Origin of the sequence: Halomonas sp. KM007 (assembly GCF_050709225.1) — a bacterium.
GTDB classification, from domain to species: domain Bacteria; phylum Pseudomonadota; class Gammaproteobacteria; order Pseudomonadales; family Halomonadaceae; genus Vreelandella; species Vreelandella hamiltonii.
Genome location: NZ_CP136131.1, coordinates 881,620 through 907,350 on the forward strand (window position 1 = coordinate 881,620; position 25,731 = coordinate 907,350).

Here is a 25,731-nt window from a genome sequence, read left to right on the forward strand (position 1 = left end):
CTTTGACATCGCGCTTCAGGCGGCTTCGTAAGCGGCCTTGAGACGATAGAACTCAGCCACGATGGCCGCCATCTCGCTGTCGTCGTAGTTGCACAGGCCGCTGACCACCAGCTTCTTGGAGCCCACGCCCACGGGTTGGCCAGAGGACTGGATGGAGAACTCCAGCAGCGCATCGGCACGCTTGCCCTGGACTTCGAGAGACGACTGGGTCAAGGCGAGATCCGGTGACAGCGCATCCAGCCGGTCCAGACAGAAGCCCATGCTGTCGTAGATCACCAGCGGGCGCTTGGGGTTGAACATCACCCCGTGCTGCTCCATCAAGGGCTTCAGATAGTGCGGGAAATTCTTGCCCGAGAAGGCCACGTAGCAACGCGCGAAGGCTTCCACGGCCGCTTCGTCACGGGTGACTTCCCCTCGGCGTACCACCTGCAAATAGCACTTTCCGCTCTCGTCGCAGACATGGATATCGCCGTTGTCGGCTTCGCTAAACTTGAGCGGTGTATCAGCGCCTACCATATTGGTGAAGCGAAATTCCATTTGTCGCGACAGCCCGAACTTCACTAGTACCAGCGTGAACAACAAATCGCCGGGCACACAGAAACGCCGTGCGTCCGGGTTGTGAATCGGGTTGTAGTCACCGGCCACGCCCTTGGCGAAGCGGCTGGCCTGCTCGGCGGAGATCACCACGTACTCTCCGCGCTGCGCGTAAAAATCCTTGAACATGGCTTTGCTGCCTGCCTAGCGTTGAAATCGAAAACCCATAACTGCCCCACGTCGCGCATAATGCCATAAAACACGCGCCAACAGGAGTCATCTGCCAGGATGCTTGTATGACCAACGAGACGCCCCCCACGCCGCGCCGCCGTTCCCCCTCGATCTACGCCTTGGTGGCCGTGATCCTGGTTGCTCTAGTGTGGCTGGCGGGCAGCTACTGGCTGCTCAATAGCCAGTGGTTGCCGCGCCAGATCTCCACCATCGACGGCGTAGAGGTGCGCTGGTCGAGTGCCCAGAGCCTGCACCCCGGCCGCTGGGAGGTCGAAAACCTCTATCTGGCCCGGGACGATGCCGCCCTGCCCCTCTCGGTAGAAGCCGAACGGGCCACCTTGTCGCTCTCGCTACTGGCCCTGCTGCGTGGCGAACTCTACCTTCACGCCCTGAATGCCGACGGCATTCGCCGCCTGACGGTTGGCGATCTGGCGCTGGAGGCCGAAGGCCAGCTGCAGGTCATGGATACCCAGCTTAGTCAGGATCGGCTGGCCTTGCCGCATGTGTCGCTGGACATTACCCAGGGCAGCCTGGTGCGGCTCAGTGATCAGACCACCTTGATCCAGCAGATCGACCTGCGCAGTACGGCGTCGCTGGCCGAGACCGCTACCCAGGCATTACGGGGGGAGGCCCTCGAAGAAGCGCTCTTGAGCGCCCTGGATGCGCGGCTGTCGCTGACCGCCCAGGCCGATGCCTGGGACGTGTTCATGCCCTACCTGGAAGCGTTGCCGTGGCTCAGCCTGGCGGGCCGCGGTGAGCTACAGGGTGAGCTTGCGCTGGTGGCAGGCGAACTGCAGCCCGACAGCGAGCTGGTACTGACCGCGCCCATCCTGGAGCTTGCGCTGGATGAGCAGCGCCTGGCGCGCCGCGATGAAGCACGCCGCTGGCTGCTCGCAGATGCCTCGCCCCCACGCCACACCGCCACTGGCGAAGGCCAGGTACGCCTTGCGGTGGAAGAGCAGCAGCTGCGCTATTCCACTCATCTGGCACAGGTGACACTGGCAGAAGCCACCCCTTCCGACACCCGCCCCTATGCCACCAATACCCAACTGACCCTGACCACCGAGCTTCCCAACCAGCGCCTGGACCAGTTGGCGCTCCCTACCCATGCCACGCTGGCCCTCTCTGGCCAGGTCACTAGGCTGGATATGCTGGACCGCTACCTGGCCACCACGCTGGAAGGCCAGGGCATCAGGCTCACTGGCGAGGGGAGTATCGATGCCCGGCTTGCCCTGCGCGACGCACGCCCCTACCAGGCCGAGCTGGCCATCGAGGCCCCAGTACTGGGTGCAGCGCTGTTGGACTTTACCACCCAGGGCCAAGGCACCCTGAATGCGCAATTAAACGAAGATGAGCAGCTGCACGCCACGCTGGCACTGCGTGATGCCGAGCTGCATCACCAGACGCGCCAACTGATGGCCAACGCGCAGCTGACCCTGGACGCCACCAGCCCCCTCGATCCCGAACAGGCCAGGCAGCAGGCCACGGCACGGCTGAGCTGGACAGAAGCCACGCTCCCCGATCTGGGCGTACTGCAACCCTACCTGGCAGGCCTGCTGCCCTCTCCCGCCCCGTTGACACTACAGCGCGGCAGCGCCACCAGCCGGGGACAACTGGAGTTCGACACACAGGCCGTGCAGGGTGAGCTGCACCTGGCGGGCAATCAGCTGACCACCGGCTGGCAGCGGGGCGATCAGCGCGGCACCCTGGTCAGCAACGCGCAGTTGCAGCTGACGATACGCCAGGCCGCGCTGGACGGCACGGCGCTGGATATCAGCGGCTCACGGCTGCGCTGGCAGGTGGCCGACGAGCACGCCCTGGAGGAGCCGCTGGAGAGCATCATCGCGCTTCGCGACGGGAAGTTTCAGCGCCGGGCAGGCGTGCCCAGCGGGCAGTTCAGCGTCGACGGCAGCGTTCAACGGCTCAGTTTTCTCAACGCTTTTTTACCAGATGCTCATGGCATCAGCCTCTCGGGCGAAGGCCAGCTATTCTTGCAGGGGGCGTTTCAGGACGACCAGCTCCAGGCCCCCACACGCCTGAGGGTCAACGCCAATGAGCTGGCCGTGACCTTTCTGGACTATCTCGCCACAGGGCGTGGAGAGCTGACCGCGCAGCTGGACAGCCCCGAACAGGCGCGGCTTTCACTCGGCATTCCCCAGTTTGCCCTGAGCCATCAGGACGACGATCGCCCCCATCTTCAAGGCCGCCACCTGGCGCTGACCACGCAGACAGACCGCTTCAGTGAGGTGCTGGAAGCCGCCGCCCCAGAGCACTTCGTGACCCGCATCGTGCTGCCCATCACCGAAGTGCCGGACATGACCCGCTACAACCGTTTTCTTCCTGACGATGCCGGGGTGGAGCTGCTCTCCGGCCACGCCAGCCTGAGCAGCGAATGGCTGCTGGAAGGGCTCCAGGCACAAGGGGAGATTACCCTGCGCGCCTTCGAGACCGAGCTGGCCCTGCTGGACCAGCGGCTACGCGGGGATATCGCCATGCAGCTAAGGCTCACCGACGGCGATCTCGATGCTCGTCGTTTCACCGCCAGCGACTCCTATGTGCGGCTGGAAAACATGTTCCGCCAAAGCGAGGAAGGGACTCAGGACGCGGGCTGGTGGGTGCAGCTCGACCTGCAGAAGGCACGGTTGGTGTGGGGAGACCCGCTGCAGCTGACCAGCCAGCTGCGCTTGGGGATGCGCGACTCCGGCTTGTTGGCGCGGCTTTTTTTAGCCCGCGCCCGAGAGCGCGACTGGCTGGGTCGGCTGCTCGACGTGCAACCCATCGAGGGCAGCGCTGAACTGAACATCGACGGCGAACAGATTCGGCTGGCCAACCTGGCGCTGACAGGTGGCCCCCTGTTGCTACTGTCGGACATCACCCTGGCCAATCAGCAGGCCAATGGCGCGCTGTATGCCCGCCTGGGGGCGCTGGGTATCGGCGTCGAGCTGGTGGAGAGCGAGCCAACCCTGCGCGTCATTCAGCCTCGGCGCTGGTTCGATCAGTGGCGCGCCACCCAACGCCCATAAGTACCGGCAGGCGCTTAGCGACGACGACGCTCGCGGCGAATCATGCGCACCCGCTCCTTGGCCTTCTGGGGCGTCGAGAGCGAGGTGGTGTGTGGCTCTGTCGTGTCGTCGGCTTCGTCGTGTTTGGGCGGCACGGTCACCCAGGCAAACACCGGCAGCGCCAGGTGCCAGTGAATCGCCGCCAAGCGCAGCCCCAGGGTGACACTCAAGGCAGCCGCAATGGCAAGCGTCAGCGATGCCTGCAAGGATTGGAGCACCACATAGACGATCCCGCCCGCCATGGCGGCGGTGGCATAGATCTCTTCGCGCAGCACCATGGGCACCCGCTGGGCCAACACGTCACGAATCATGCCTCCCGCCACGCCGGTCATCATGCCCATGAGTACCGCCACCACCCCCGACGTGCCCAGCAGCAGCGCCTTGTGGGTACCGATCACGGTAAACAGCGCCAGGCCGAAGGCATCCGCGATGGGTAAAAACCCCCGAGACAGACGATGGATATAGTGAAATCCCACCAACGACACGCCCACCGTGGCGAGGATGACCCACAGATACGTGGGGTCGGTGACCCAGAACACCGGCCGGACACCCAGCACCAGATCCCTCAAGGTGCCGCCGCCGACCCCGGTCACCGCTGCCAGCACCAGCATGCCAAACGGGTCCATCCGCGAACGGCAGGCCAAAATGACTCCCGACAGGGCAAACACGATCATCCCCGCCAAATCCAACCCGTAAATTACCCCCGACACGCGGCGCTCCTTTGATGCGACCCTGAAGAGGCGGACAGAATATCACTGTTGCGGCCGGTGCGTAGCGGATTATGCGGGCAAGGTGACGTTAATGTTCCTGACGCTCGAGCCACTCGCGCAGAAACGCAATTTCACTCTCTTGAGCCGCGATAATCTCCTCGGCGAGCTGGCGAATCTCTGGGTCATCGCCATATTCGAGCACGATCTCGGCCATCGCAATGGCGCCTTCATGGTGCGGAATCATGCCCTTGGCAAAGTCCACGTCGGGATCTCCGCTGAAGGCCATGTTCATATCTTCATGCATACGGTCATTGGCCGCCTGAAAAGCGGCAACGGCCGGATTCTCTGAAGGTGATGCGGCCTGCCCATGGGACTCGTGGGCGTGGCTATCTGATTGCGCATGGCTGAGCGGCGTGATCAGCGCCCCCGCGAGCATCATGACGCCTACCCAGTACGGCCTGGGCATGGCGGGTAAAAGGCTCTGGGTGACACCTTGGCAAGCGTTGGACATCAGTGTGCTCCTCAATGGCTGATTGGCTTTGCCTGCCTCTGTCAGGCAGGACGCTATCGTCACGATAGATTAAAAGTCTAAAACCTTGGGGCAGCACAGAGGTCAAGAGGCCTAAGGTCTAGGGTCTCCCCATTTTCCGGCGTGTCATCGGCATAGTCCTCCTGAGGAGGTGAACAAGTCTGGTATTCGTGCCTCGGCGTCTGGCGCTCTTCTCCAGAGGGGATAGAAAACACTTCGGCCTTGAGCAAACAGCCGTTGCCAGCCCCGCTGCAGGCTATAGAACGGGAATATCAGCCGGCGGTGTCGCTTCTGACGTTGCGCGTGCCGCACCAACTCCGGCGCTCGGTCCTGATAGGCCGCAAGCAGTGTCATTTCCAACAATTGTTGCGACTAAACAATAATTGCTGCGACAATCTCTATGTTGAGTTTACATAGAGTGCGCCTTTGTGACCGTTTCTCTTAAACAATCCAGAACCTTTAGCTTCCATGATGGCACCCTAAAAAACGAGGCAGAGCGCTTGGTCGTTTGGTGGTACGGGCCTATATTTAAGAACAATCGCTTACGAAGCGTCCCTAAAATCCATATCTTCTTAAGAACCATCGACCATGAAAATAACTTAGGAGGCGTGATGAGACGTGAGACTGTCTTAACGCATCTTGGGCTATTGAGAATAGGGTCAGTATGGGAAAAGGGCGTGAGTAGCTCGCGTATTGCCTACGAGGAAAGAAAATTCTCCGTTTCTTTTTCTCCAGGCGGCTGGCGAATTGTCACCTTAGATGATTTACGACAATCAGGACGAAGCCTCTATACCGCTTTTCATGACTCGAACTACTTACCCCAGAAAAATCAGCACAAAACATACCTGATTGAATTTGACCTTCCAGATGGCAAACACTTGCTCATCCCTTGCACAGAATTTTTTATTCGCGTTTACGGCCGATCTTCTGAAATCAAGCGAGTGCTCGCCACTTACCCTTGGGAAGAAGTCAAAAAACGTCTTTATCGACAGCTTGATGCGCCTGCATCCCCAGGTACGTGGCCTGTCAAATTTACCTATCATGTTCATAAACACGATGCCATTTTGCTCGCGCATATGTTGTACGATCCGTATGCCAAGCGCGCTGCAAAATATATATATTCACAATTTGAAACCAGCTCCACGCCAGATGAGATGCTTTTAAAAGCCACCCCATGGTTTCAAGGCAGCGGGGAAATCTCTGTTTCTGGCGTTCCAATTGATGGTGGCAACACATTCCTAGGCTTGCAGATATTAGGCTGTACGCAGCCCGATGGTGCCACGATCCACCGCGAAAGAGAGAAGTCAACGACAGTACCAGCCACCGATGGCGATGATGCTCCCACTCAATTTCCCTATCATCAGCTTCAAGACATCCCCGATGTCATTGACCTGACGGATGATGAAGAGCCCGACCATGGCTCTTCTTGGCTAGACCTTCCTGAGGACGAATTCGTTATTTTAGGTGTAACTATTCAGGTGGCTGCGGATGGGATATCGCCAACCAGCTGATTTTTCTGGCATAGTGTGCCTAATCCTTCGGCATATCTATGCGGTGACATGACCATCAGCGATATCAACGTCGACGAGGCTCTGGAGCGGGTCCGACAGCAGCTCAAGGAAGACCAGACGGTCTCTCCGTCGCTGCGTGCGGCCATCGATGTGCTGATGTTGCTGGTCAAGCTCATGGCCGATCGCCTGGCCACCAGTAGCCGCAACAGCAGCAAGCCACCGTCCCAGGATCCCAATCGCCAGCGCCGCTCGCGCGCCAAAGGCGAGCGGCGCCCCGGCGGACAGCCAGGGCATGAGGGTAAGACGTTGGCGCCGGTGACGGACCCCGACGAGGTGGTCAAGCTCCGTGTCGATCGTCGGCAACTCCCCAAGGGGCGTTCTTACCGCCCGGTCGGCGTCGAAACGCGCCAAGTGCAGGACATCGTAATCCAGGCCGTGGTCACCGAATATCAGGCTGAGGTCCTCGAAGATGATCAGGGGCAACGCTACGTGGCGCCATTCCCCGAGGGCGTGACTCGCCCCATCCAGTATGGCCCTCGCCTCAAGGCGCATGTCGTCTATCTCTCCCAGTATCAGCTGTTGCCCTATGCGCGTATCCGCGAGTTGCTCACCTCGCAGTGCGGCCTGTCGCTGAGCACCGGCACCCTGTTCGCCTTCAACCAGGAGGCCTACCAGCGGGCCGAGGCGTTCGCCGAGTGGGTGATCCCGGCGCTACGTGAAGCAGCCACCGTCCATGCCGATGAAACCGGAATGCAGGTCGGTGGCAAACGCTACTGGCTACACAGCGCCTCCAACGAGGCCCTGACCTGGTTGGCCCCGCACCCCAAGCGCGGCCAGGAAGCGATGGACGCCATCGGCGTATTGCCCTTCGTGCGTGGCGTGCTGGTGCATGATCACTGGAAGCCCTACTACCGCTATCCGGATTGCCGGCACGCGCTCTGTAATGCGCACCACCTTCGGGAGCTGACAGCGGCCTGGGAGAACGATGGCCAGGCATGGGCCAAGGCCTTGCATGACCTGTTGTTGGAGATGCATCGCGCCGTGGAGGTGGCCGACGGCTGCCTCTCGGCCGATGAGACCCGAGCCTGGCGGCAGCGCTATCGAGATTGCCTGGCGAAAGGGGACGCCGAGTGCCCCCCGCCGGTGAAACCGCCACCTGGAACGCGAGGCCGGGCCAAGCGCACCAAGCCGCGCAACCTCCTGGAACGCCTCCAGGCGTACGAGGACGACGTGTTGCGCTTCCTCGACGACCCTGCCGCTCCCTTCACCAACAACCAGGGGGAGCGCGATCTGCGAATGACCAAGGTCCAGCAGAAAATCTCGGGCTGTTTCCGCTCCTGGGAGGGTGCTGAGATCTTCTGCCGCATGCGTAGCTTTCTCTCGACCGCCGTCAAGCAAGGGGTAGCGGCGCATACCGCACTGGAGCAACTGTTTGCGGGGGAGGTGCCAGCCTTCATGCAGCAAGAAGCCCCGACTCAGCCAACCGGTGCTGAATAGTTACTTTTAGGTAAGCCTCGCGCCGTCTTGGATAAACGATATACTCGAAAAAATGTGCCCGATACACGAGGCGTCCCCGTTCCGGGTGACGAAACTATTTTCTCCACTGGGGAGCCGCATGGATCAGGAAAAGGGGTCGGACAGGCCTCTATTCATGCTCCTATTACACTGGAATCACAGGGCTTTCTACGTGATATGTGGAATGCGCTTCTCTATTTGCAATCGGCCTATCCCGAAACGATTCGTGGCGTTAGCTGGTTTACCTTTGAAGACGGCTTTAGCACTTCCCCCGACCCTCGGTTGATCAGCCTCGAACCTTTCGAAATAGACGAGGAGGTGGAAACGTCAGTCGCTAATTGGGTTTACATTGATACTCAGACCAAGGTACCTCGCGGGGTGCTCGTCGTTCGGGTGCATGTGTTAGATCAAACGCTCTATCTCATGGAGATCCAACGACGCCCTCCAAAACCCAGAGCTGGCGGTAGCGAGGAGGCATCCAAGCCTCCTTCCTATAAAGGTTTAGTCTTCACGCTGAGCCACCAAGGCAGCTTCGAGCAGTGGTTACGCCAAGTGCTGTCTAACGTGCGGCACGTAGAAGGTGTTGTCCAAAAACTAGTTGGTCACTGCCCAGGATTCGCCGATACGTTCAAGCACCCTAAATCCAAAAAGGAACAGATACCCTGCGAAGCCTCTGTGTTAAATGCTTTTAGCAAGGTCAGTATTGGTCGCAGTGACTTAGCATAGGTACTATTTGCCACCTTTATGAGTAGCGGTGTCTGTTTTGTCGCTAAGAGCAACCTGTACACCCCGTGTGCAGGTTGCTCTTCTGACGAAGAGCCGATACGGCCATCCCTTCAGTGGCGGGCGAGGATCTTCGCTGCGATGGGCGAAGTGATCATTTGAATCACGGCAAAAAAAGCGGCTGGAATCGCGATCTCTGATGGCAAGCCGGAAACAGCGACAAACGCTGCAGCGATGCTGAATTCCTTTTTACTGACCGTGAAAAGATAGGTAATCACCTCTTTGCGATCAGAGGTGAGTAACCGTGAGGACATACCTACCAGGTACCCAATCAAATTGAGGCACAGGGCCGCGCCCGCAATCACAAACGCATACCAGCCATAGCCAATGATCGTGGTGGCATTCGGCCCGACCACGGCGAGTAGGATCAGCAGATACAGAATCGACCCTATCCCTGCATACGCTGAATCATGCCGTGCAAAGAAAGCCGAGAACTTTGTACGCAAGCTGACCCCAATCACGGTAGGAAGAAGCACGATTAGTGTTAATTCAAGAATAATTGATCCAAGCGGCACGTCTAACTGAAGGCCGGTGAGCCATAAAAACAGGAAGGGAACAATAAACGGACATAACGCGGTGTTGACTGCGTTGAAAACAGCGGCAAGCGCCACATTGCCTTTTGCCATCAGTACCAAAAGAGGAGAGGACACATCTGTCGGCAGCGTGCCGAGCAAGGTTTGGCCAGCAGCCAGCGGGCCGCTTCCAAAAAATAGACGGCCCGTTAGCCACCCGGCAATCGACATAGGCCCATAGACCAGCCCCAATGCCAACAACTGCCGTGACGGCTTTCGGAACACGATGCGCACTGCATGCGCATCGAATGTGAGGCTGATAATCAACATCAGTAATGCCAGTAATGGCCCAATCGCGAACTTAAGCATTATTCCGGTGGCCGGAAAGAGTAAGCCTCCCCCCGCGACGACGATTACAAACCAGACAAGGTGCGCCTCGACAAAATAAATGAATCTACCCATGGTGGATTAGACGTTACCGGTTGAAGTGGATTGAGCCCCGCACCTAAAACATGATCACCTTCGGCCCAGCGCGCCATGGCTCGCTTGGTAGCTAGGGACGTGCTTCCCAATCCAGCGATGCAAATAGATAATGCTCAAGGGTTGAAGCTTTAGTTGCTAGAGGTTTTATAGTACCAAGAACAGATAATTCGAGAGAAGGTAACAGATGGGACATCATCATGATCATCCCCACATTGATCCTGCCTCTGGCGACCGGCGCGTCAGCATCTCCATTTGGGCCAATGGGCTCTTAACCATCGCTCAAATCGTCGGTGGCATTATGGCGGGGAGCCTATCGCTGATCGCTGATGCGTTACATAACTTTTCTGACATGGCAGCATTAGTCATTGCCTTTGCTGCTCGTAAAATCGCCAGACGGCCTGCCGATGTGCATATGACCTTTGGCTATGGCCGCATCGAGATAGTGGCAGCACTCATCAATTACACCACCCTCATTATTGTCGGTGTCTACCTGATTTACGAAGGCGCTATGCGGATGGTCGATCCCCCTGAGATAGAGGGATGGACGATCGTGATTATTGGTGGCGTCGCGCTCGTCGTCGATGCCCTTACCGCCATGCTCACGTGGTCAATGCAAAAAGAGAGTGTCAATATCCGCGCCCTTTTTCTGCATAACTTATCGGATGCGTTTGCCTCCATCGCCGTGATTATCGGTGGTTCGCTTATTTTACTGTACGACATGCGCTGGGTAGACCCCGCGATCACGATAGGGATTGCGCTATATATTCTTTACCTAGCCTTCTCTGAAATTGGCGGCCCTATCCGTACGCTAATGCTGGGACCTCCCCCGGACATTGACGGGCAGGCAGTCGTTGAGACCGTACGAGATATCGAGGGAGTCCATGATATTCACCATGTGCATCTATGGCAGATGCAGGAAAACATGGCAGCCCTTGACTGCCACGTGGTTCTGACAGAAACCGGCTGGCAGCAGCTTGAATCCGTCAAAGCAGAGATCAAGGAGCAGCTTAAAATGCGCTTCAGTATTGCTCATTCCAGCCTAGAGTTTGAGCATAGTGACCACGCGCATCAAAATGCCAATCTATATGGGCATGAGTGACAGACCGAGGCCGGCTCCCAGCTCAGGTAGATAGCGAGCAGCTTACTCCCATAGCGATTGGCTTATTTTTCAACCCTACTTTTCCACCCCATCGTTGAGACAGAGAGAGAAACATGTTCAAAAAAGCGTCTTTTATATTGGCCGGTACGTTAATGCTGACCGCTGCGATCGTCGCCGTATCGAAGCCTGCCCTCTTAGACATGCAAGCTCAGGCAGCAAAAGAGAGCGGTGTCCAGGCCGAGGACTCCTTGGTGCGTTCACACTCCCCCATCTTGGGACGAGAAGACGCGCCGGTGACGATTGTGGAATTCTTCGATCCGGCTTGCGAAGCCTGCCGTGCTTTCTATCCCCTGACAAAAAGTATTCTGGAAACCTACCCAGAAAAAGTGCGGCTCATCGTGCGCTACACTCCTTTCCACGGCGACGTATCGGACAAGGCCATTCGGGTATTAGAAGTTGCTCGTCGTCAGGGCGTCTTTGAACCGGTACTGGAGAGGCTGCTGGCTCGCCAGGATCAATGGGCTTCACATGGCAGTTTTGATGAATCCGCTATCCTCGATATCGCGAGCCAAGGAGGCCTTGATTTAGCGGCTGCCGAAGAGCAACTGACTTCTGCTGAGGTGCAGGCGGTGATTGACCAAGACATGGCGGATGTCAGAGCCAATCAGATTCGCCAAACACCTACCTTTTTTGTCAATGGCGAGCCTTTAGACCCCTTTGGTATGCAAGAGCTGATTGATGCCGTCGAGAGTGAAGTAGCGGAGATCTCTGGGGAAGAGGATGGCCAGTGATGCAGCGCTGGTGGTTACTAGGCTTGGTGGGCTTTTACCCCTTGCTAGCCGAAGCCAATTGGCAAACGCATCTGTCATTGCCTCCGTCTGAACTTAGCCCTGTCAAGTTACAGGCGGCTAGCGAGCAAGAAGGCACATTACCGCTCGATAGCGTTGATACCCTAACCTTTGGGCGTGATGTCGTCATTGATACCACCCTCTACGAGGCCTTGGCAGCAGAAGGTGTCCCAACGCGTTTCGCCACTAAACTGGAAACACTGCTCAGCGAGTTTATCGCAGCGCCGCTGGAGTTTTCTGGCAGTGAACGTATTCAATTAGTGTGGGAGGAAGATCGACGCCAGGACGGCGCCCGTGTTGGGCCACCACGCCTCAGTTATGCCGCTCTGCCTGATCAGGCAGAGCCCTTGGAGGTCATATGGCCGGTCACCCAAAAGGGGGACGTAGCTCTTTTCAAAAGCGACACCCTGCTAGGCACGTTGCGGTTGCCCGTGCTTAGTGCCCGCTTAACGTCTCGCTTTGGGAATCGGCGACATCCTGTGTATGGAGGGATGCGTCCTCATAATGGAATTGACTTGGCTGCGCCGACAGGAACGCCGGTCATTGCCACCGCACCTGGGCGCGTATCCTTTATGGGTCGCCAAGGGGGATATGGGCAGGTGATCGAGGTGGAGCACGACACAGGGGCAATCAGTCGCTACACACACCTTAGCCGATTTTCCCCACAGCTAGTGGTTGGGGATTTAGTCAATGCGGGAGAGTCGCTCGGAGAGGTAGGTGCCTCTGGGGTCGCCACGGGGCCCAACCTACATTACGAAGTGAGAGTCAATAACCAGCCTGTTGACCCCCTTGGTCAAGGTCAACGCATCATGCTAGGCGAACAGCCGACTCAAAGTGAATATCAAGCGTCACTTTACGAGGCAAGAGATCGCTTAGAACAAGCTATCGGTACGGCGTCACTTTATGACTTGATCTCGTTTAACGAGCCGTAACCACTCGTGCTTAACAACGTTGCATGGGGGTTAGTAACGTGAACGTGCGCTTGTCTCGTTATGGAACCCAAGCCGTGTAATCACTCATCTATCACAACACAGGTAATCGGTATGGAAGAGGTTTCTCCCGTCACCATGGGGGTATTGGCAAGCCTTGCGGCGGGCTTGATGACGGCTGTAGGGGCGCTTCCTGTCTTGTTTACCAAAACACCGAATCGTGGTGTTCGCGATTTAGCGTTGGGGTTCGCCGCTGGCGTCATGCTAGCGGCCTCTTTCTTCTCACTGATCATACCCTCCTTAGAAGCCTCGGAGCTGCGTTACGGAGGTAGCGTGGTACCTGCTGCCATTGCCTGTGCGGCCATCTTGCTAGGGATTGGAATGGTCGCACTACTGAACGAACTCTTACCTCATGAGCACTTCGAACAGGGGCGAGAAGGGCCAGAGGCTGCCTCACTACGTCGTATCTGGTTGTTTATTATTGCCATTACGATACACAACCTGCCAGAAGGGCTGGCCGTTGGCGTGGCCTTCGGCGCAGGGGGAAGCGAAGGAGGCATTCCACTAGCGATTGGCATTGGACTTCAGAATGCCCCAGAAGGACTGGCCGTAGCAGTATCACTGCTAGGCGTGGGCTATTCACGTTGGCGGTCATGGACGATTGCCGCCCTTACGGGGCTTGTTGAGCCGTTGGGTGGCTTATTAGGCGCTGGAGTCATCAGCATGTCACAAGCGCTACTGCCCTGGGGGTTGGCCTTTGCAGCGGGGGCGATGTTGTATGTGATCAGTCATGAGATTATTCCCGAAACTCATCGAAGCGGGCACCAAAAAAAGGCCACGCTGGGCCTCTCTATCGGATTGGTACTCATGCTGTTTTTGGATGTTTCGCTGGGCTAACCATTGGGCGTGGGGCGTAGCGTTAGTGCTAACCTAAGTCGTGAGCCCCTCCGTGCGATTTTTCAGTGATACAGAGCTGATGATCACTGATGACCTCAATGATTCGGCAGCTTTCCACTTTACCACCGGCACACTGCGTGACCATCCGTTGAAGCTCCTCACGCAGTATGGACAGTCGTTGAAGGCGGGACTCCACTTTCTTTAGGTGATGCGTGGCGATGGCATCGACTTCTTGGCAAGGCATATCAGGTTGATCTGACATGGCCAAAAGCTCTCGCACTGACTCCACCGAAAAGCCAAAGTCTCGGGCATGACGAATAAAGGTCAAGCGCCGCACAGCGTCGTCTCCATAGCGGCGCTGCCCCCCACCGGTTCGTGTCGCATCGCGCAACAGCCCAATACGCTCGTAATAGCGAACCGTTTCAGGTTTGCAATCGGCTCGTCGTGCTAACTCACCAATGCTGATACTTTGGCCGATCATCGACATGGTAAAACTCCTTAGGCAGGGCTTGAAGCTGTAGTTGCTACAAGGTTTACACTTAAAAACCATAGCCCATTGGCAGGAGAGGCACCATGAAAACATCAACGCCGACAACAGCGCCTACCACCTTGACGCTGCGTGTTGAAGGCATGGACTGCGGCGGTTGTGAGCGCAAGGTTGTATCGGCGCTAGAGCGACTGGAAGGCATTGAGGAAGTCACGGCAAGCTCGGTCACGGGATCAGTGAAGATTCACCACCACGATCACGGGGCCCCCTCGCGAAAGACCATTGAGGGCATCCTGAACGAACTAGGCTATCAAGTGGCTTCCCATGATGGCCAAACACGCGCATCTGGTGCTTCATCCTCTTGGTGGCAAACCGCTAAAGGGCGCTTGGTCATTATCACAGGAAATCTGCTGATAGTGGCCTTCGCGCTTCGTTTAGCATGGCCTGCGCTGGGTAATATGCCTTTCATTTTGGCCACGCTAGTCGGCTTAATACCCATTGCGCAGAGTGCCTGGGGCGCCCTCAAAATGCGCAATCCCTTTACCATAGAGATGCTGATGTGCATCGCTGCGCTTGGCGCATTGGCCATCAATGCTGCCGCTGAAGCTGCGATGGTCGTGTTCTTGTTCGCCGTAGGTGAGCTACTCGAAGGGGTAGCTGCTTCACGAGCGCGCCGCAGTATCTCAGCCTTGGCAAATTTAACACCCTCAACGGCGAGGCTGATGGACAACGGCCATCTGCGTGACGTCTCGGCGGAGTCACTTAAACCCGGGCAGCGTGTGCTGGTGCGGCCCGGTGATCGCGTACCCTGCGATGGACGCATCCTGGTGGGCACCTCCGACATTGACGAGTCGCCGGTAAACGGCGAGTCCATACCCCGTTCGCGAGCGCCTGGTGATGACATTTTTGCTGGCACAGTGAATCTTGATGCCGCCCTGGAGGTGGAGGTAACACGAGGCGCTGATGACAATACGATCGCACGCGTTATTCGTCTGGTTGAAGAAGCACAGGCCGCCAAGGCACCGATAGCACGCTTTATTGATCGTTTTGCGTATTACTATATGCCCGCCGTCGTCTTACTCGCCCTACTGATGGCGATAGTGCCACCGCTGGTATCGACCATGGCATGGTCGGAGTCGATTTACCGTGCGTTAGCATTGCTGTTAATCGCATGCCCCTGCGCGTTGGTCATTTCTACCCCAGCCGCCATCGCCGCAGGTCTCTCGGCGGGCGCTCGGCGCGGACTACTGATCAAAGGGGGAGCCGTTCTTGAACAGTTAGGTAAGCTTCGCTTGGTGGCATTAGATAAAACGGGCACCCTCACTGCGGGTACCCCAAGAGTCACAGATGTGGAGTCTTGGATTGCTGAGGAAGACGATAACAGCGTATTGCGGCTCGCCGCCGCAATAGAGCGGGATTCCAGTCACCCTATCGCCACGGCTATCGTTGAGCATGCCAGACAGTCGGGCATCAACCTCCCCACCGTCACTGGCAGCCGCGCTCTGGCGGGGCGCGGTGTTTCCGGCCAGGTGGAGGGTCGCGAGCTGAGCTTAATGACGCCTCGTCACCTTCACGAGAAAGTCATCCTTGAGGAAAGTCTCAGTGCTCGAATTGTCGCGTTAGAAGAAGCCGGTAAGAGCCTCGCTCTCCTCGTCGAAGGCGAGCGTTTACTGGGCTTGATCGCGGTTCGCGATGAGCCACGCGAAGATGCCATTGAAGGCCTAGCGGCGCTATCCCGTTTAGGCGTACAGGCGGTCATGCTCAGCGGTGATAATGCCCGCACCGTCGCTGCCACGGGGGGTCGCTTAGGCATTGAAGCGTACGGCGAACTAATGCCTGAAGACAAGGCAGCGTATGTTCGAGACTGGCAAGCGGCAGGCCGTGGCCCCATCGGTAAAGTAGGTGATGGCATCAACGATGCACCGGCACTCGCGGCAGCAGATGTGGGTATCGCGATGGGGGGTGGCACGGATGTGGCGTTGGAAACCGCCGATGCAGCCTTGCTCAAGAACCGCGTTACCGGCATCGCTGAGCTGATAGACCTCTCTCGTGCCACGCTGCGCAATGTGAAAACCAACGTTGTTCTCGCCCTTGGCTTAAAAGCCATTTTCCTAGTTACAACGGCGCTGGGTATTACCGGCATGTGGATTGCGGTGATGGCCGATACCGGTGCTACCGTCCTGGTGACGTTGAACGCCATGCGACTGCTGGGTTACCGCTTTTCGCCCAGTACCGCAATGACAGGCCTGTCACAAGGAAAAACAACGTCATGAGAACAGCGCCAAACGATAGCCCTTCACGTCGCTGGCCATGGTTCACATTAGCTTGCGTGATGGCTCTAGCCGATCAACTGGTCAAGGAAATTGTGCATGCCCAGATGTCGTTTGGCCAAGTCATTCCGCTAACGCCGTTTTTTAACTGGGTTTATACCGGGAACACAGGAGCCGCTTTCAGCTTTCTCGCAGAAGCAGGGGGTTGGCAGCGCTACCTCTTTCTTGGTTTAGCGTTGGTGGTGGTCGTCGTATTGGTTGTGCAGCTATGCAAACCCCTGTCGCGCTTGGAGGCCTGTGCGTACAGCCTGATTCTTGGCGGCGCGCTCGGTAATACTATTGATCGCTTAGCGCGAGGGTACGTCGTCGACTATCTGGACATTTACTGGGGCGAATGGCATTGGCCCGCCTTTAACATGGCCGATATCGCGCTATTTGCCGGTGTATTGATGTTCGCGGTGGCGTTATGGCGTGAAAGTCCTGCTTTTAAGCGCTCTGAGTAACGCTATGGATGTGGTCGATAAAGATAAAGAATATACGCTTTTTGCTGGGCGCTCCTCACCAATAGTCGATTGCGTTGTAGCGCTCGCCGCTGGGGTGCTGACCACCTTGAGTGCCGCCCCCTTTTCCCTATGGTGGCTTGGCCCAGTGAGCGTGGCACTGGTCTATTGGAGAATAGCGTCGCTAACGCCCGCCATGGCCACCCTGCGTGGGTGGTGCTATGGGGTAGGCCTGTTCGGTTCAGGCACGTCGTGGGTCTTCGTTGCTATTCACGATTTCAGTGGCACCGGGGCCTTGGTGGCGATGCTCCTCACCACTCTTTTTGTCAGCGTCCTGGCGCTCTTCTTTGCAGTCCCCTTTGGGCTCTATCGACGCATCACGGGGCCACGGTTCGCCTTTCTTAGCTTTGCCGGTATGTGGGTGGTGAGCGAATGGCTACGCACTTGGATGCTCACCGGCTTTCCCTGGTTATTGCTGGGCACCTCTCAGATTGATTCTCCACTAGCCCCATGGGCGCCCGTTGGTGGTGTGTACTTGCTGTCACTCATGACCGCGCTGACAGGTACGTTAGGGGTAGAGGTACTGCGTCGCCGCTGGAGTTTCCTTGTCCCAATGGCCGCCTTGTGGATCGTTCCATTCCTATTGCCCGCCCAATGGACAACCCCGGCTGGCAAGCCCATCCGGGTGGCATTGCTGCAAGGGAATCTTGACCAGCGCATTAAGTGGACTGCCCAAGGGCAGCGCGAAGCGATCAGTATCTACACGACGATGACACGGGAGCAAGCAAGGGATATCGATCTCATCGTTTGGCCTGAGGCAGCCCTTCCCATGCTTGAGCAGGAAGCACAGCAAATACTTGAGCAAGTAGCGTCCGACCTGGGGCCTGACACCGCCTTGTTGACCGGCATTTTGCAACGCGACAGTGAAGGGCGCTCTTATAACAGCGTCATAGGGCTAAATGATGTGCAGGGCGAATACCAGAAGGCGCACTTGGTGCCCTTTGGCGAGTATTTGCCATTCCAAAGTCTCCTCGCTGGCACCCTTGCTTTTTTCGACTTGCCAGTACCTCGCCTGACCCCAGGGTCAGGCGAACAGGCTCCGTTACACGTGGCTGGAGCCACCATTGGCAATGCCATTTGTTACGAAATCATTTTTGCCGACCATGTCGCCCAACAGGCGCGTAATGCCGAGCTGCTATTAACGGTTTCCAACGATACGTGGTTTGGGCGCTCCATTGGCCCACACCAACATCTTCAAATGGCGCGTCTACGTGCCTTAGAAAATGGTCGTCACCTACTTCGAGCTACCAGTAATGGCGTGACGGCCATCATCGATTCACAAGGTCACGTCACAGCCCGTGCCCCACAGTTTGAACAGGCCAGTTTAACGGGCGAGGTGACCCCGATGCAGGGCCTAACTCCTTTCACACGCACCGGTAGTGGCCCCGCTTGGATACTCGCTGCGGTGCTGACACTGCTCGGGTTACAACTGAACTTATCTCGATCAAAAAACGACGCATTAGATGAAAAAGGAACCTAGCGATGCTCTTGGCAAAGAACGCAGCAATACTTAAGAGATTCCTCCCATGGCCAATGCAGATCGGCTTCATCGTGAGTGTGATGGTTTCGTTTCTGGCATGGCTCCCTGTCGCCATGGCGGCACAACCTTCCACTGCCCAGGAGACGGAATGGCCCAAGGGGCATTACCCGCTACCTGAGGAAGGCAATATTATCGGAGAGGCTGACACCTTCATCGTGAAGAATTACGAGGATACTCTGATTGATATTGCCAGACGTCACAACCTTGGCTACCAGGAGATTGTACGTGCTAACCCAGAGGTCAGTATTTGGGTGCCCGGAGTGGGTACTGAAGTAACCATTCCAGGACGCTTCATCCTGCCGAATGTCGAGCGTACTGGGGTCGTCATCAATATCGCCGAGCTGCGGCTTTACTACTACCCAGATGTCAAAACCGGTGAGACACCGCGCGTTGAGACCTATCCTATCGGCATCGGTCGCGAAGGGTTTGATACACCCCTTGGTGTGACCGAGACCACCATGAACATTAAAAACCCCGCATGGTACCCGCCTGAGTCGGTAAAACGTGAAGCGGAAGCACGCGGCGAAACCGCACCAAGCGTTGTACCGCCCGGCCCCGATAACCCGCTAGGAGACCATGCCATCATCCTAGGCTTCGATGGCTATTTGATTCACGGCACCAACCAGCCCGATGGCATTGGCATGCGCGCAAGCCGAGGTTGTATCCGCATGTTACCCAAAGACATCGAATCTATATTTGACCGCATTCCACCCGGCACCCAAGTCAACATCATCAATCAGCCGATCAAGATAGGTTGGGAAGGCGGTCAGCCGCTGATTCAAGCCTTTCCGCCGCTTGGAGAAGAAGAGCACAGTATGACCGCACTCACAGAGACCATGACACGCCTTAACCAATACAATGTCGATAACGTAAACCTCGATTACGAGCAGCTCAGCGATGTCCTGTCACTCTCTAACGGGCTTATAACCCCACTACATCCAAAGCAGGAACAGGAGCCACAGCGCCACAGCCCAGAAGAGAAGGCTATCAAGGGCATTTATGAAGACCTGGTTTTGACGTCATCTCAACGGTCATGACACGCCTTTTGGCACCCCGTTGAGCCCTGGCATATAGGTAGAGAGCCATAGCCCCGTCCAAACGGCGGGGCGACATTCGCCTACAGAGTCGCGGGGCCCTCCAAGTGACTGCGCGCTATCAGTGTCTTAGCACTCAATATCCAGAGGCAGCCAGTAGGTAACGCCACCCACTACCACCTGTATCCCGTCTGTCGTCCGCTCTACGGTCTGTTGTCGAAGCATTTTCTGCGTTAATTTTGTGTCATGGAAATACTCCATGGCAGCAACGATCCATGCCTCCCTCCAGGCCTCTCCTTGATCAGCACACCGGGCCATCGTCATCAGGGTGCGGGCTAGTGTTTCTTTTCGCCGCTTTCTTGCCCGTTTTACATCCACCCGAGGAGCCAACGTGGTGGCATGTTGGCGATTTAAGAAATTAGTAAACCCCGTGACCGAGGCTGCTTGTCCGGGCACCGCATGCAAATAGTTGTCCACATCGCCCTGTTGAGGCAGTCGCTGCCCCTCCCGGTCAGTAGCGAGTAGCAATGCGGCTGCCGCTCTTAGTGCAAGTCGTGCGGAGGTGTGGGACGTTTTGCCCGCCTCTATACGGGTTTCCAATTGCAGCCAATAGGCTTGCAGCACTTGGTCTGATAGCGAAGCGAACGGCATAGAACTGAGACACGCTTGAATACGTCTTTTCTCTGAGTCGATCCGCTTTGCTTGGTGATCCGGCTCTACCCCTTGCTCTTCATGCAACCATCGCATGGGAAGCCTCACACGCCGCAAGCCCTCCGCCCCGAAGTGATGAAGTAGCTCCGAATAGCTCGGTATCCGTGACCATGCCTGGTCGAGCTCAAGGAAGAACGAGAAGAAATGATTGATCTTGAGGGCAGCCTTATGCGGCCCAGTGATACGAATCAGCCATTCACCAAATTCCCCAAAGGCCTCACTTAACGCTTTGGTAGTGATACCGGCTTGGCCAATGGTGATGCGTTTACGGCATGTTCGCGTCCAATAGCAGGGCTCACAGGCATCACCTCGACCCGCTGGCATGGGATTACCACACGATGGGCAGGCAATTTCCCCTTGCTCATTACAGGCTTTGCACAACGCATCCCCGTTGGGTGCCACCACCAATAAACGATGTCGACGACATGCAGAACAGGTACCGTGGTCTGCTGTCGAACAGCGTGGACATAAGCGATGATCATGCCCCATACGCGCCACTCGGGTAAGACGTTGAGATGCTTTCCCACACGCCTCGCAGGGCTCTGGTTCTTTGAAATAGGGAGCGCAGGCGATACAGACAGGGCCGTAGGGAGTGACCTTGCCGATGTTGTAGTCTGAACTGGCTTTTCCACATCGTGCACACGGTTTGTCAACGTTGCACTGACGACAGACGGCGTCTGGGTCATTCTTAGGCAGACGGGCTAACTCACCACATCGTGGGCACATCCGCCGCTTAAACACACGAGCATAGCAAGTTGAACAGTAGCCGTGCCCTTTATGGCGTCGCCACAATTTGGAGACTTCTCGGCCACACTCATCGCAGTCGACCGTTTGGTGTTGATTCAAGAGGTTGGCTCCGCTTTCATTCTGCGTTTTAAACGCGCCCATGAGGCTCTAACAGCGCGTTCCGACATGGGGCGACAAGCCGGGGGAACACGGCGGCGATGCGGCCCATGAGGGTGGTGAGATAACCGTGATAGCAGCGGCAACAACACAACGGGGGGCGACCTTCGGGGATCATGAAGCGCGCTCGTTTTGACATTGCACGCGACCAGAACGCTGAACGTTTCTTCAAGGCCCATACTGAGCAAGCGTTCCAACGCTACCAATAAGGCACTACGCTCGCTGACAGCCAGCAGCTCAAACGCCAGGCCAGACACAGGCATTCGGCAATCCGTAACCGAAATGCCCAATGAAAGAAGCGCATCGGCCAGGGGTGACACAGGCCGCCGACTTGCACGCCGTATAACGCCAATAAAAAAGGCCACCATAGAAAACCAATCGGCGGGTGCGATAGAGGCCTGCCTAAACGTCACCTTATCCTGTTCTAACACACGATCAGCCATCACTTGAACACTGAACGCTTCAGGTAAAGGCGACGTGCATACCGCCTTTCTAAAATCGTTATGACACCGGCTGCATTGAGCTAAATGTTGATCTTCCGCTGTCAGGCGATGGGGCTCTATAGGGGCCTTGCATGCTGGGCACTCATCTACCAGCTGCACCCCATGAAAGCGGCACCCAGTGTGCCAAGCGAATCGCCAGTGCCGGCGCAAGTAGGGGGTTGAGTCCTCTGCCAAGCACAACGTGCATACCTGTTGTCCTCCATGGCGGGTTCGATTTCGGCTGCCGAGTGCCAACAACCAGGGCCAAGTCCGGGTTTCCGGTAACGAGTAACCGACCACTTTCTCACAATCGTCCCGCATCCCCGCTTTCTGAAACTTAGCGGAAGATATCCCCGAGGCATTCACTAATGGGCGCATTCTTGCGAGGGGTATTTCCCTATCAATGTCCCTCGTCCATATACGCCATGTTGGCCAAATAGCCCCGGTGAGCGACAAAGGATCACACCCCTGTCGCAACGCCGCCCGAACGAGCCATGATGAAAGGGACTCCTCAGGCAGCAGGGGCACACTCAGCGCCCAGGTCATTACAGCATCACTTCCCTAATGCCACGGGTGGGCCGCACCCATGATTTACTCTGAATAATTTTCTCATCGATGCACTCAGCTCCAGACAAAATAGCGGCATTTGCACACTCAATCAGCAGCCGGTGCAGGTCACCCAAATTACCGCCAGAAATCGCGTGGAGCTGGGTCGCCAATTGGGGCTCATGCAGTTGGGAAGGATGTTTGAGAGGTAATATCTTCTCAAAGCCAGCGAGCAGCTTCTGAAACTCCTGATTGAGCTCCCACTTTGGTAACGCGACCACATCAAAGCGACTCGCATGCTGTGGGTCTGAATGCAGCACACGCACAGCATCTTGCGTCCCCACACCAACGATGGGAATCATTAGCTCATTGCATAAAAGCTTAATGGCATTCATCGTTTCGCGCTGCTTAACAGCACCACCGGTTAACAGAGAGTGAAACTCATCGATGATCAGTAAGCGCGTATGGCAAGCACGCAGTTGATGAATCACCTGGTAGCGCAGCTTGGGAACAGGATCTGTAGGCCGGTAGGGAGCCCAGAAACTCTCTAGCACTGCGATATACAGACTTTTCTCATCGGCACTCGGGGGAGCCTGAGTGACAACAACAGGCTTCACGGGCTCTACGTCTTCATTCACGTAGCCTTCACCGTACTGCTTACGAAACTTGTCTTTCCGTTGTTGGAGTCACCCACGAGCAAGAGGTTAGGCATACGAGGACGACTGGGCTTCTCCATCAACCCACGCATGACCTCAATGACACGATTGGCCAATGGATAGCCCAACCAGCGCGGTTGATCCATAAACTCCATTCGCTCTTTAGCGGACAGCCCCAAGACGTGACGAAGATCAGGATGAAGGTGTGTGCTCATGCTATGTCCCAGTTCACATCGATATCACCCGTTAAAAGACCGTCCCCTTGAGCGGGTGTCTCTTTAGGGGCCGCAGTTGAGGGCGCATGTAAAAGGGGATCTGCAGGCGTCACCTTCTTCTCATGCTCTTTACGTCGTTGTGCCTGACGGCGACTTCGCTTAGTACGTGCTTGCGACTCCTCCACATGGGTTCGCAGCTCACTAATAGCGCGTAGAATTTCAGTCTCATTGACCGAGTTTCTTCCTTCCTGCCGAAGGCGCGCTTTAGCTTGGGCATACTCCCAAACACTCATCGAGGGGAGGGCAAGATTGGCAAAGGGCACGCGAAAATAGTGCCCGAGCTCCGGGTCTTTGAACCAAATGACACTAATGTCGCGAGGGTCGCGCCGGAAAACAAAGGTGCGTTTCTTGTCTGGCATGTCTGGATCTTTGGCATTGATCCAAGGTCTTAGCGCTTCATCGTAATAGTTTATGCCATCGATGGTCACACCAAAGGTCTGGATCGTACGCTGAAAGCTGGGCAAAAAATCGAGCAATACAGAGAGCCTGTCAGCAGGCCTCGGCGCTAATCCCACTCCCTGCACATCCGCATTGCCAAACACACCAATTTCCCACTTTTTCATCGGCGACATACCAATCCCAGAATGAAGGCGCTGGTGGTAAACCTTGCAAATCAACGTCACCAGCCACTCTTCAAACTCGCTTTTCGTCATGGCCGCGTGCTTCTCTGGATCGTATCCCTCTTTCTCTTTAATGGAGGAGAAGGTCGTCCCAGGCAGGTTATGGATTTCCTTTAGAAGAGAGCCCAGTACCCGCTCAATGTGGCCACCATAACGAGGCTGCTTAACAGGCCGAAACTCAAGGTTGACCCCATAGGCTAGGCATGAGCGCCGAAACGTCTCAGAGCGAAAATCTGGGCCGTTATCGACATGAATCGTGGCGGGTGTGCCCCATACCGGCCACTCAGCCTCCACATTATGCAGTAGCAACCACTCATCTTTAGGAAGCATGGAGTGCGCCACACACATGCCGACAGATGTTTCAGAGGGCGGGTCAAACGACAAGTAATACCCCGTGACCATGCGAGTAAACACGTCCATGGCCAACGTAATCCATGGGCGACCAATCGGCTTGCGATACACGTCATCGACCAAAATAATATCGGCAGGCGTGTGGTCAATCTGCATAACGGCTAACGGATAGTCCGCATTGGGAAATTTTCCGGCAGCCGGCTGGAACTTGTTAATGGCTTTGTCTCTAAAACCATGGCCACGCAACCGGTCACGCTCTGGGATATCACGCAGACGAGCACGAACGGTACCAGGGCTCGGCGGGTCGATGCGCCGTTCATGGCAGCGCCGCATGACTTCCTGTACCGCTTTTTGTGCGGACGGACGCTGCAGCGTCAAATACACCTCTTTGATGACTTCCTGAATCACTGCCTCGGCATGCGCGGGAATACGCGACTTTCCCTTCTTCCACCCTGGCTTTTGAGGAATCAATGCGAGCACCGAGCCCGTCGCTTTATACCGCTTCAACCAACGGTAGATCGTAGCCGTATCAACCCCCGTTTGTTTCGCACGCTCCTCCGCTGCATCCCGCCCCACCGTATGGCGATCCACCAAGGGCTTAATGATGGAAAAGCGATGCTCGGCCTCCCGCCAATCGGCATCCCCAATCTCGGACATATCCTGCTCAGGGGATACGGACCCGCTATTGAGAGGCGCTAGTTCTTTGATGCGAAGCGGGCAACTACGCCCGGACTCAACGGCAATGCCAATGACTGTCTCAAAATCGAGCACCTGGGAAATTCGGTAAACGGTGCCATCTTTCTGAACCTGCTCACCCACCATAATCTGCAAGTGTTGGCGTGTTTGGGCGACGCCGTTATTGGGTTCAGTTGCGCTGCCACGATGGTTATTCATAATCGGGTACCCATACCTCCGATAGAGGACTGAAGGATTGGGCCATATCGCAATCTAACTGCCGAGTCGCCAGTAGATGCCATAAATGCGCAATCCCCTCTGCCCGGTAAATATCGCCCATAAAGTGCCGAGAAAGCAGGTAATCCAAGGTCGCCACCCCCATTTCCCTCACCGTGTTGAGGACTGCCTGGCTTTCGACAGAGGGAAACACCATCCGCTTGTAGCGCGCTAGGAAGGTAATGTTGTCCAAGGTCTTATCACGAATGCGGCTTTCATCATGAATGCGAAACGCCCAGCCCTCATTGTTGGCATGCCGTATCGCCGCCTTCCATTTAGGCGACCATTCACGCCAATGTGCTTGCCACTTTTCCCGTGGTTTGACCTCCACCAGGAGAGGTTTTGGGTAATCCCTGTAATGACGGTTACCGAGACGGTAATAAACCAAATAGTCAGGTGTGTAGGTGTAGCGCCTACCGGTCACGGGATGATGAAACGGGATCTCGCACGGCTGGGATATCACACCAAGGACGCTCACATCAAAGTCAGCCTTGATGAGGAAATCACGTTCGAGCGTCGACTCGAACGCAATAGACTCCTCCCCGCGAAAGGCATAGTAGCCAGACACACTTCGTCGGGTAGGGCCGATTTTACGAACGGATGTAGGCAGTGGCATGGGCAGTCGCACCAAATGTTGAATAAAACAAGACCTGTCGCATCAATTGCTATTAATTCTGTCGCACTCAATCCTGTACAGACTAC

General features: G+C 56.4%; 21 protein-coding genes and 1 pseudogene. 12 read left to right on the forward strand and 10 right to left on the reverse strand.

Going from position 1 to position 25,731, the window contains the following annotated elements; genetic code table 11:
• Positions 1–15: 15 nt before the first annotated feature.
• Positions 16–723, reverse strand: coding sequence for a DUF3581 family protein (locus RVM27_RS04140; protein WP_039175785.1), 708 nt, complete (start codon positions 721–723; stop codon positions 16–18).
• Positions 724–830: 107 nt separating this feature from the next.
• Between RVM27_RS04140 and RVM27_RS04145 the strand changes: the two genes are divergently transcribed.
• The gene (locus RVM27_RS04145) at positions 831–3,788 is read left to right on the forward strand and encodes a translocation/assembly module TamB domain-containing protein (RefSeq protein WP_498957428.1); all 2,958 of its coding nucleotides are present in this window, start codon (positions 831–833) and stop codon (positions 3,786–3,788) included.
• 14 nt (positions 3,789–3,802) lie between these two features.
• On the opposite strand, the gene RVM27_RS04150 is transcribed toward RVM27_RS04145, so the two are convergent.
• Together RVM27_RS04150 and copM are read right to left on the reverse strand one after the other, a co-directional pair.
• Positions 3,803–4,537, reverse strand: coding sequence for a trimeric intracellular cation channel family protein (locus tag RVM27_RS04150; protein ID WP_498957429.1), 735 nt, complete (start codon positions 4,535–4,537; stop codon positions 3,803–3,805).
• 88 nt (positions 4,538–4,625) lie between these two features.
• Positions 4,626–5,048, reverse strand: a complete 423-nt coding sequence (gene copM, locus RVM27_RS04155) for a CopM family metallochaperone (RefSeq protein WP_084123732.1) — start codon at positions 5,046–5,048, stop codon at positions 4,626–4,628.
• A 446-nt stretch (positions 5,049–5,494) separates the two neighbouring features.
• Between copM and RVM27_RS04160 the strand changes: the two genes are divergently transcribed.
• The 3 genes from RVM27_RS04160 to RVM27_RS04170 are packed head-to-tail and all read left to right on the forward strand — an operon-like array spanning position 5,495 to position 8,818.
• Positions 5,495–6,577 carry a hypothetical protein gene (locus tag RVM27_RS04160; RefSeq protein WP_498957430.1) on the forward strand — a complete coding sequence of 361 codons (1,083 nt, stop codon included), beginning with the start codon at positions 5,495–5,497 and terminating at the stop codon, positions 6,575–6,577.
• A 48-nt stretch (positions 6,578–6,625) separates the two neighbouring features.
• Positions 6,626–8,074 carry an IS66 family transposase gene (gene tnpC / locus RVM27_RS04165; protein ID WP_154487592.1) on the forward strand — a complete coding sequence of 483 codons (1,449 nt, stop codon included), beginning with the start codon at positions 6,626–6,628 and terminating at the stop codon, positions 8,072–8,074.
• A 54-nt stretch (positions 8,075–8,128) separates the two neighbouring features.
• Positions 8,129–8,818: a hypothetical protein gene (locus RVM27_RS04170; protein WP_498957431.1), complete on the forward strand. Its 690-nt coding sequence runs from the start codon at positions 8,129–8,131 to the stop codon at positions 8,816–8,818.
• A gap of 110 nt (positions 8,819–8,928) precedes the next feature.
• Here the strand turns inward: RVM27_RS04170 and RVM27_RS04175 are convergent, their stop codons facing one another.
• Positions 8,929–9,849: a bile acid:sodium symporter family protein gene (locus RVM27_RS04175; protein WP_039175778.1), complete on the reverse strand. Its 921-nt coding sequence runs from the start codon at positions 9,847–9,849 to the stop codon at positions 8,929–8,931.
• A 205-nt stretch (positions 9,850–10,054) separates the two neighbouring features.
• Here RVM27_RS04175 and RVM27_RS04180 point away from each other — a divergent pair, with 205 nt between their 5' ends.
• The 4 genes from RVM27_RS04180 to RVM27_RS04195 all read left to right on the forward strand — a co-directional run bounded on the left by RVM27_RS04180 (position 10,055) and on the right by RVM27_RS04195 (position 13,643).
• Positions 10,055–10,969 carry a cation diffusion facilitator family transporter gene (locus tag RVM27_RS04180; protein ID WP_498957432.1) on the forward strand — a complete coding sequence of 305 codons (915 nt, stop codon included), beginning with the start codon at positions 10,055–10,057 and terminating at the stop codon, positions 10,967–10,969.
• Between the two features lie 113 nt (positions 10,970–11,082).
• The gene (locus RVM27_RS04185) at positions 11,083–11,760 is read left to right on the forward strand and encodes a DsbA family protein (protein WP_022521292.1); all 678 of its coding nucleotides are present in this window, start codon (positions 11,083–11,085) and stop codon (positions 11,758–11,760) included.
• Entirely contained in the window at positions 11,760–12,749 is a 990-nt protein-coding gene (locus RVM27_RS04190; protein ID WP_051233885.1) for a M23 family metallopeptidase, read from the forward strand. Before RVM27_RS04185 ends, RVM27_RS04190 begins: the two co-directional genes overlap by 1 nt.
• 111 nt (positions 12,750–12,860) lie before the next feature.
• A complete protein-coding gene (locus RVM27_RS04195; protein WP_089691195.1) occupies positions 12,861–13,643 on the forward strand; it encodes a ZIP family metal transporter in 783 nt (260 codons plus the stop codon).
• 28 nt (positions 13,644–13,671) lie between these two features.
• Here the strand turns inward: RVM27_RS04195 and RVM27_RS04200 are convergent, their stop codons facing one another.
• A complete protein-coding gene (locus RVM27_RS04200; RefSeq protein ID WP_022521290.1) occupies positions 13,672–14,130 on the reverse strand; it encodes a MerR family transcriptional regulator in 459 nt (152 codons plus the stop codon).
• Positions 14,131–14,216: 86 nt separating this feature from the next.
• Between RVM27_RS04200 and RVM27_RS04205 the strand changes: the two genes are divergently transcribed.
• The 4 genes from RVM27_RS04205 to RVM27_RS04220 are packed head-to-tail and all read left to right on the forward strand — an operon-like array spanning position 14,217 to position 19,537.
• Positions 14,217–16,403 (forward strand): heavy metal translocating P-type ATPase, encoded by a 2,187-nt coding sequence (locus RVM27_RS04205; protein WP_498957433.1) that lies wholly within the window; start codon positions 14,217–14,219, stop codon positions 16,401–16,403.
• On the forward strand, positions 16,400–16,903 hold the full coding sequence (gene lspA / locus RVM27_RS04210) for a signal peptidase II (RefSeq protein ID WP_081139054.1): 504 nt from the start codon (positions 16,400–16,402) through the stop codon (positions 16,901–16,903). Before RVM27_RS04205 ends, lspA begins: the two co-directional genes overlap by 4 nt.
• A gap of 4 nt (positions 16,904–16,907) precedes the next feature.
• Positions 16,908–18,440, forward strand: coding sequence for an apolipoprotein N-acyltransferase (lnt, locus tag RVM27_RS04215; protein WP_016916425.1), 1,533 nt, complete (start codon positions 16,908–16,910; stop codon positions 18,438–18,440).
• A gap of 53 nt (positions 18,441–18,493) precedes the next feature.
• Positions 18,494–19,537: a L,D-transpeptidase family protein gene (locus tag RVM27_RS04220; RefSeq protein WP_016916424.1), complete on the forward strand. Its 1,044-nt coding sequence runs from the start codon at positions 18,494–18,496 to the stop codon at positions 19,535–19,537.
• A 126-nt stretch (positions 19,538–19,663) separates the two neighbouring features.
• Here the strand turns inward: RVM27_RS04220 and RVM27_RS04225 are convergent, their stop codons facing one another.
• The 5 genes and pseudogenes from RVM27_RS04225 to RVM27_RS04245 form a co-directional block, all read right to left on the reverse strand.
• Positions 19,664–20,569: a hypothetical protein gene (locus RVM27_RS04225; RefSeq protein ID WP_016916423.1), complete on the reverse strand. Its 906-nt coding sequence runs from the start codon at positions 20,567–20,569 to the stop codon at positions 19,664–19,666.
• Between the two features lie 518 nt (positions 20,570–21,087).
• Positions 21,088–22,176, reverse strand: coding sequence for a TniQ family protein (locus RVM27_RS04230; protein ID WP_081139052.1), 1,089 nt, complete (start codon positions 22,174–22,176; stop codon positions 21,088–21,090).
• Positions 22,176–23,047 (reverse strand): annotated as a pseudogene (locus RVM27_RS04235) (TniB family NTP-binding protein). Before RVM27_RS04235 ends, RVM27_RS04230 begins: the two are co-directional and overlap by 1 nt.
• Complete coding sequence (locus tag RVM27_RS04240; protein WP_016916422.1) at positions 23,044–24,972, reverse strand: TnsB C-terminal domain-containing protein; 1,929 nt, start codon at positions 24,970–24,972, stop codon at positions 23,044–23,046. The pseudogene RVM27_RS04235 and the gene RVM27_RS04240 overlap by 4 nt, the downstream one beginning before the upstream one ends.
• Positions 24,965–25,645, reverse strand: a complete 681-nt coding sequence (locus RVM27_RS04245) for a heteromeric transposase endonuclease subunit TnsA (protein ID WP_022521280.1) — start codon at positions 25,643–25,645, stop codon at positions 24,965–24,967. Before RVM27_RS04245 ends, RVM27_RS04240 begins: the two co-directional genes overlap by 8 nt.
• Between the last annotated feature and the right edge of the window lie 86 nt (positions 25,646–25,731).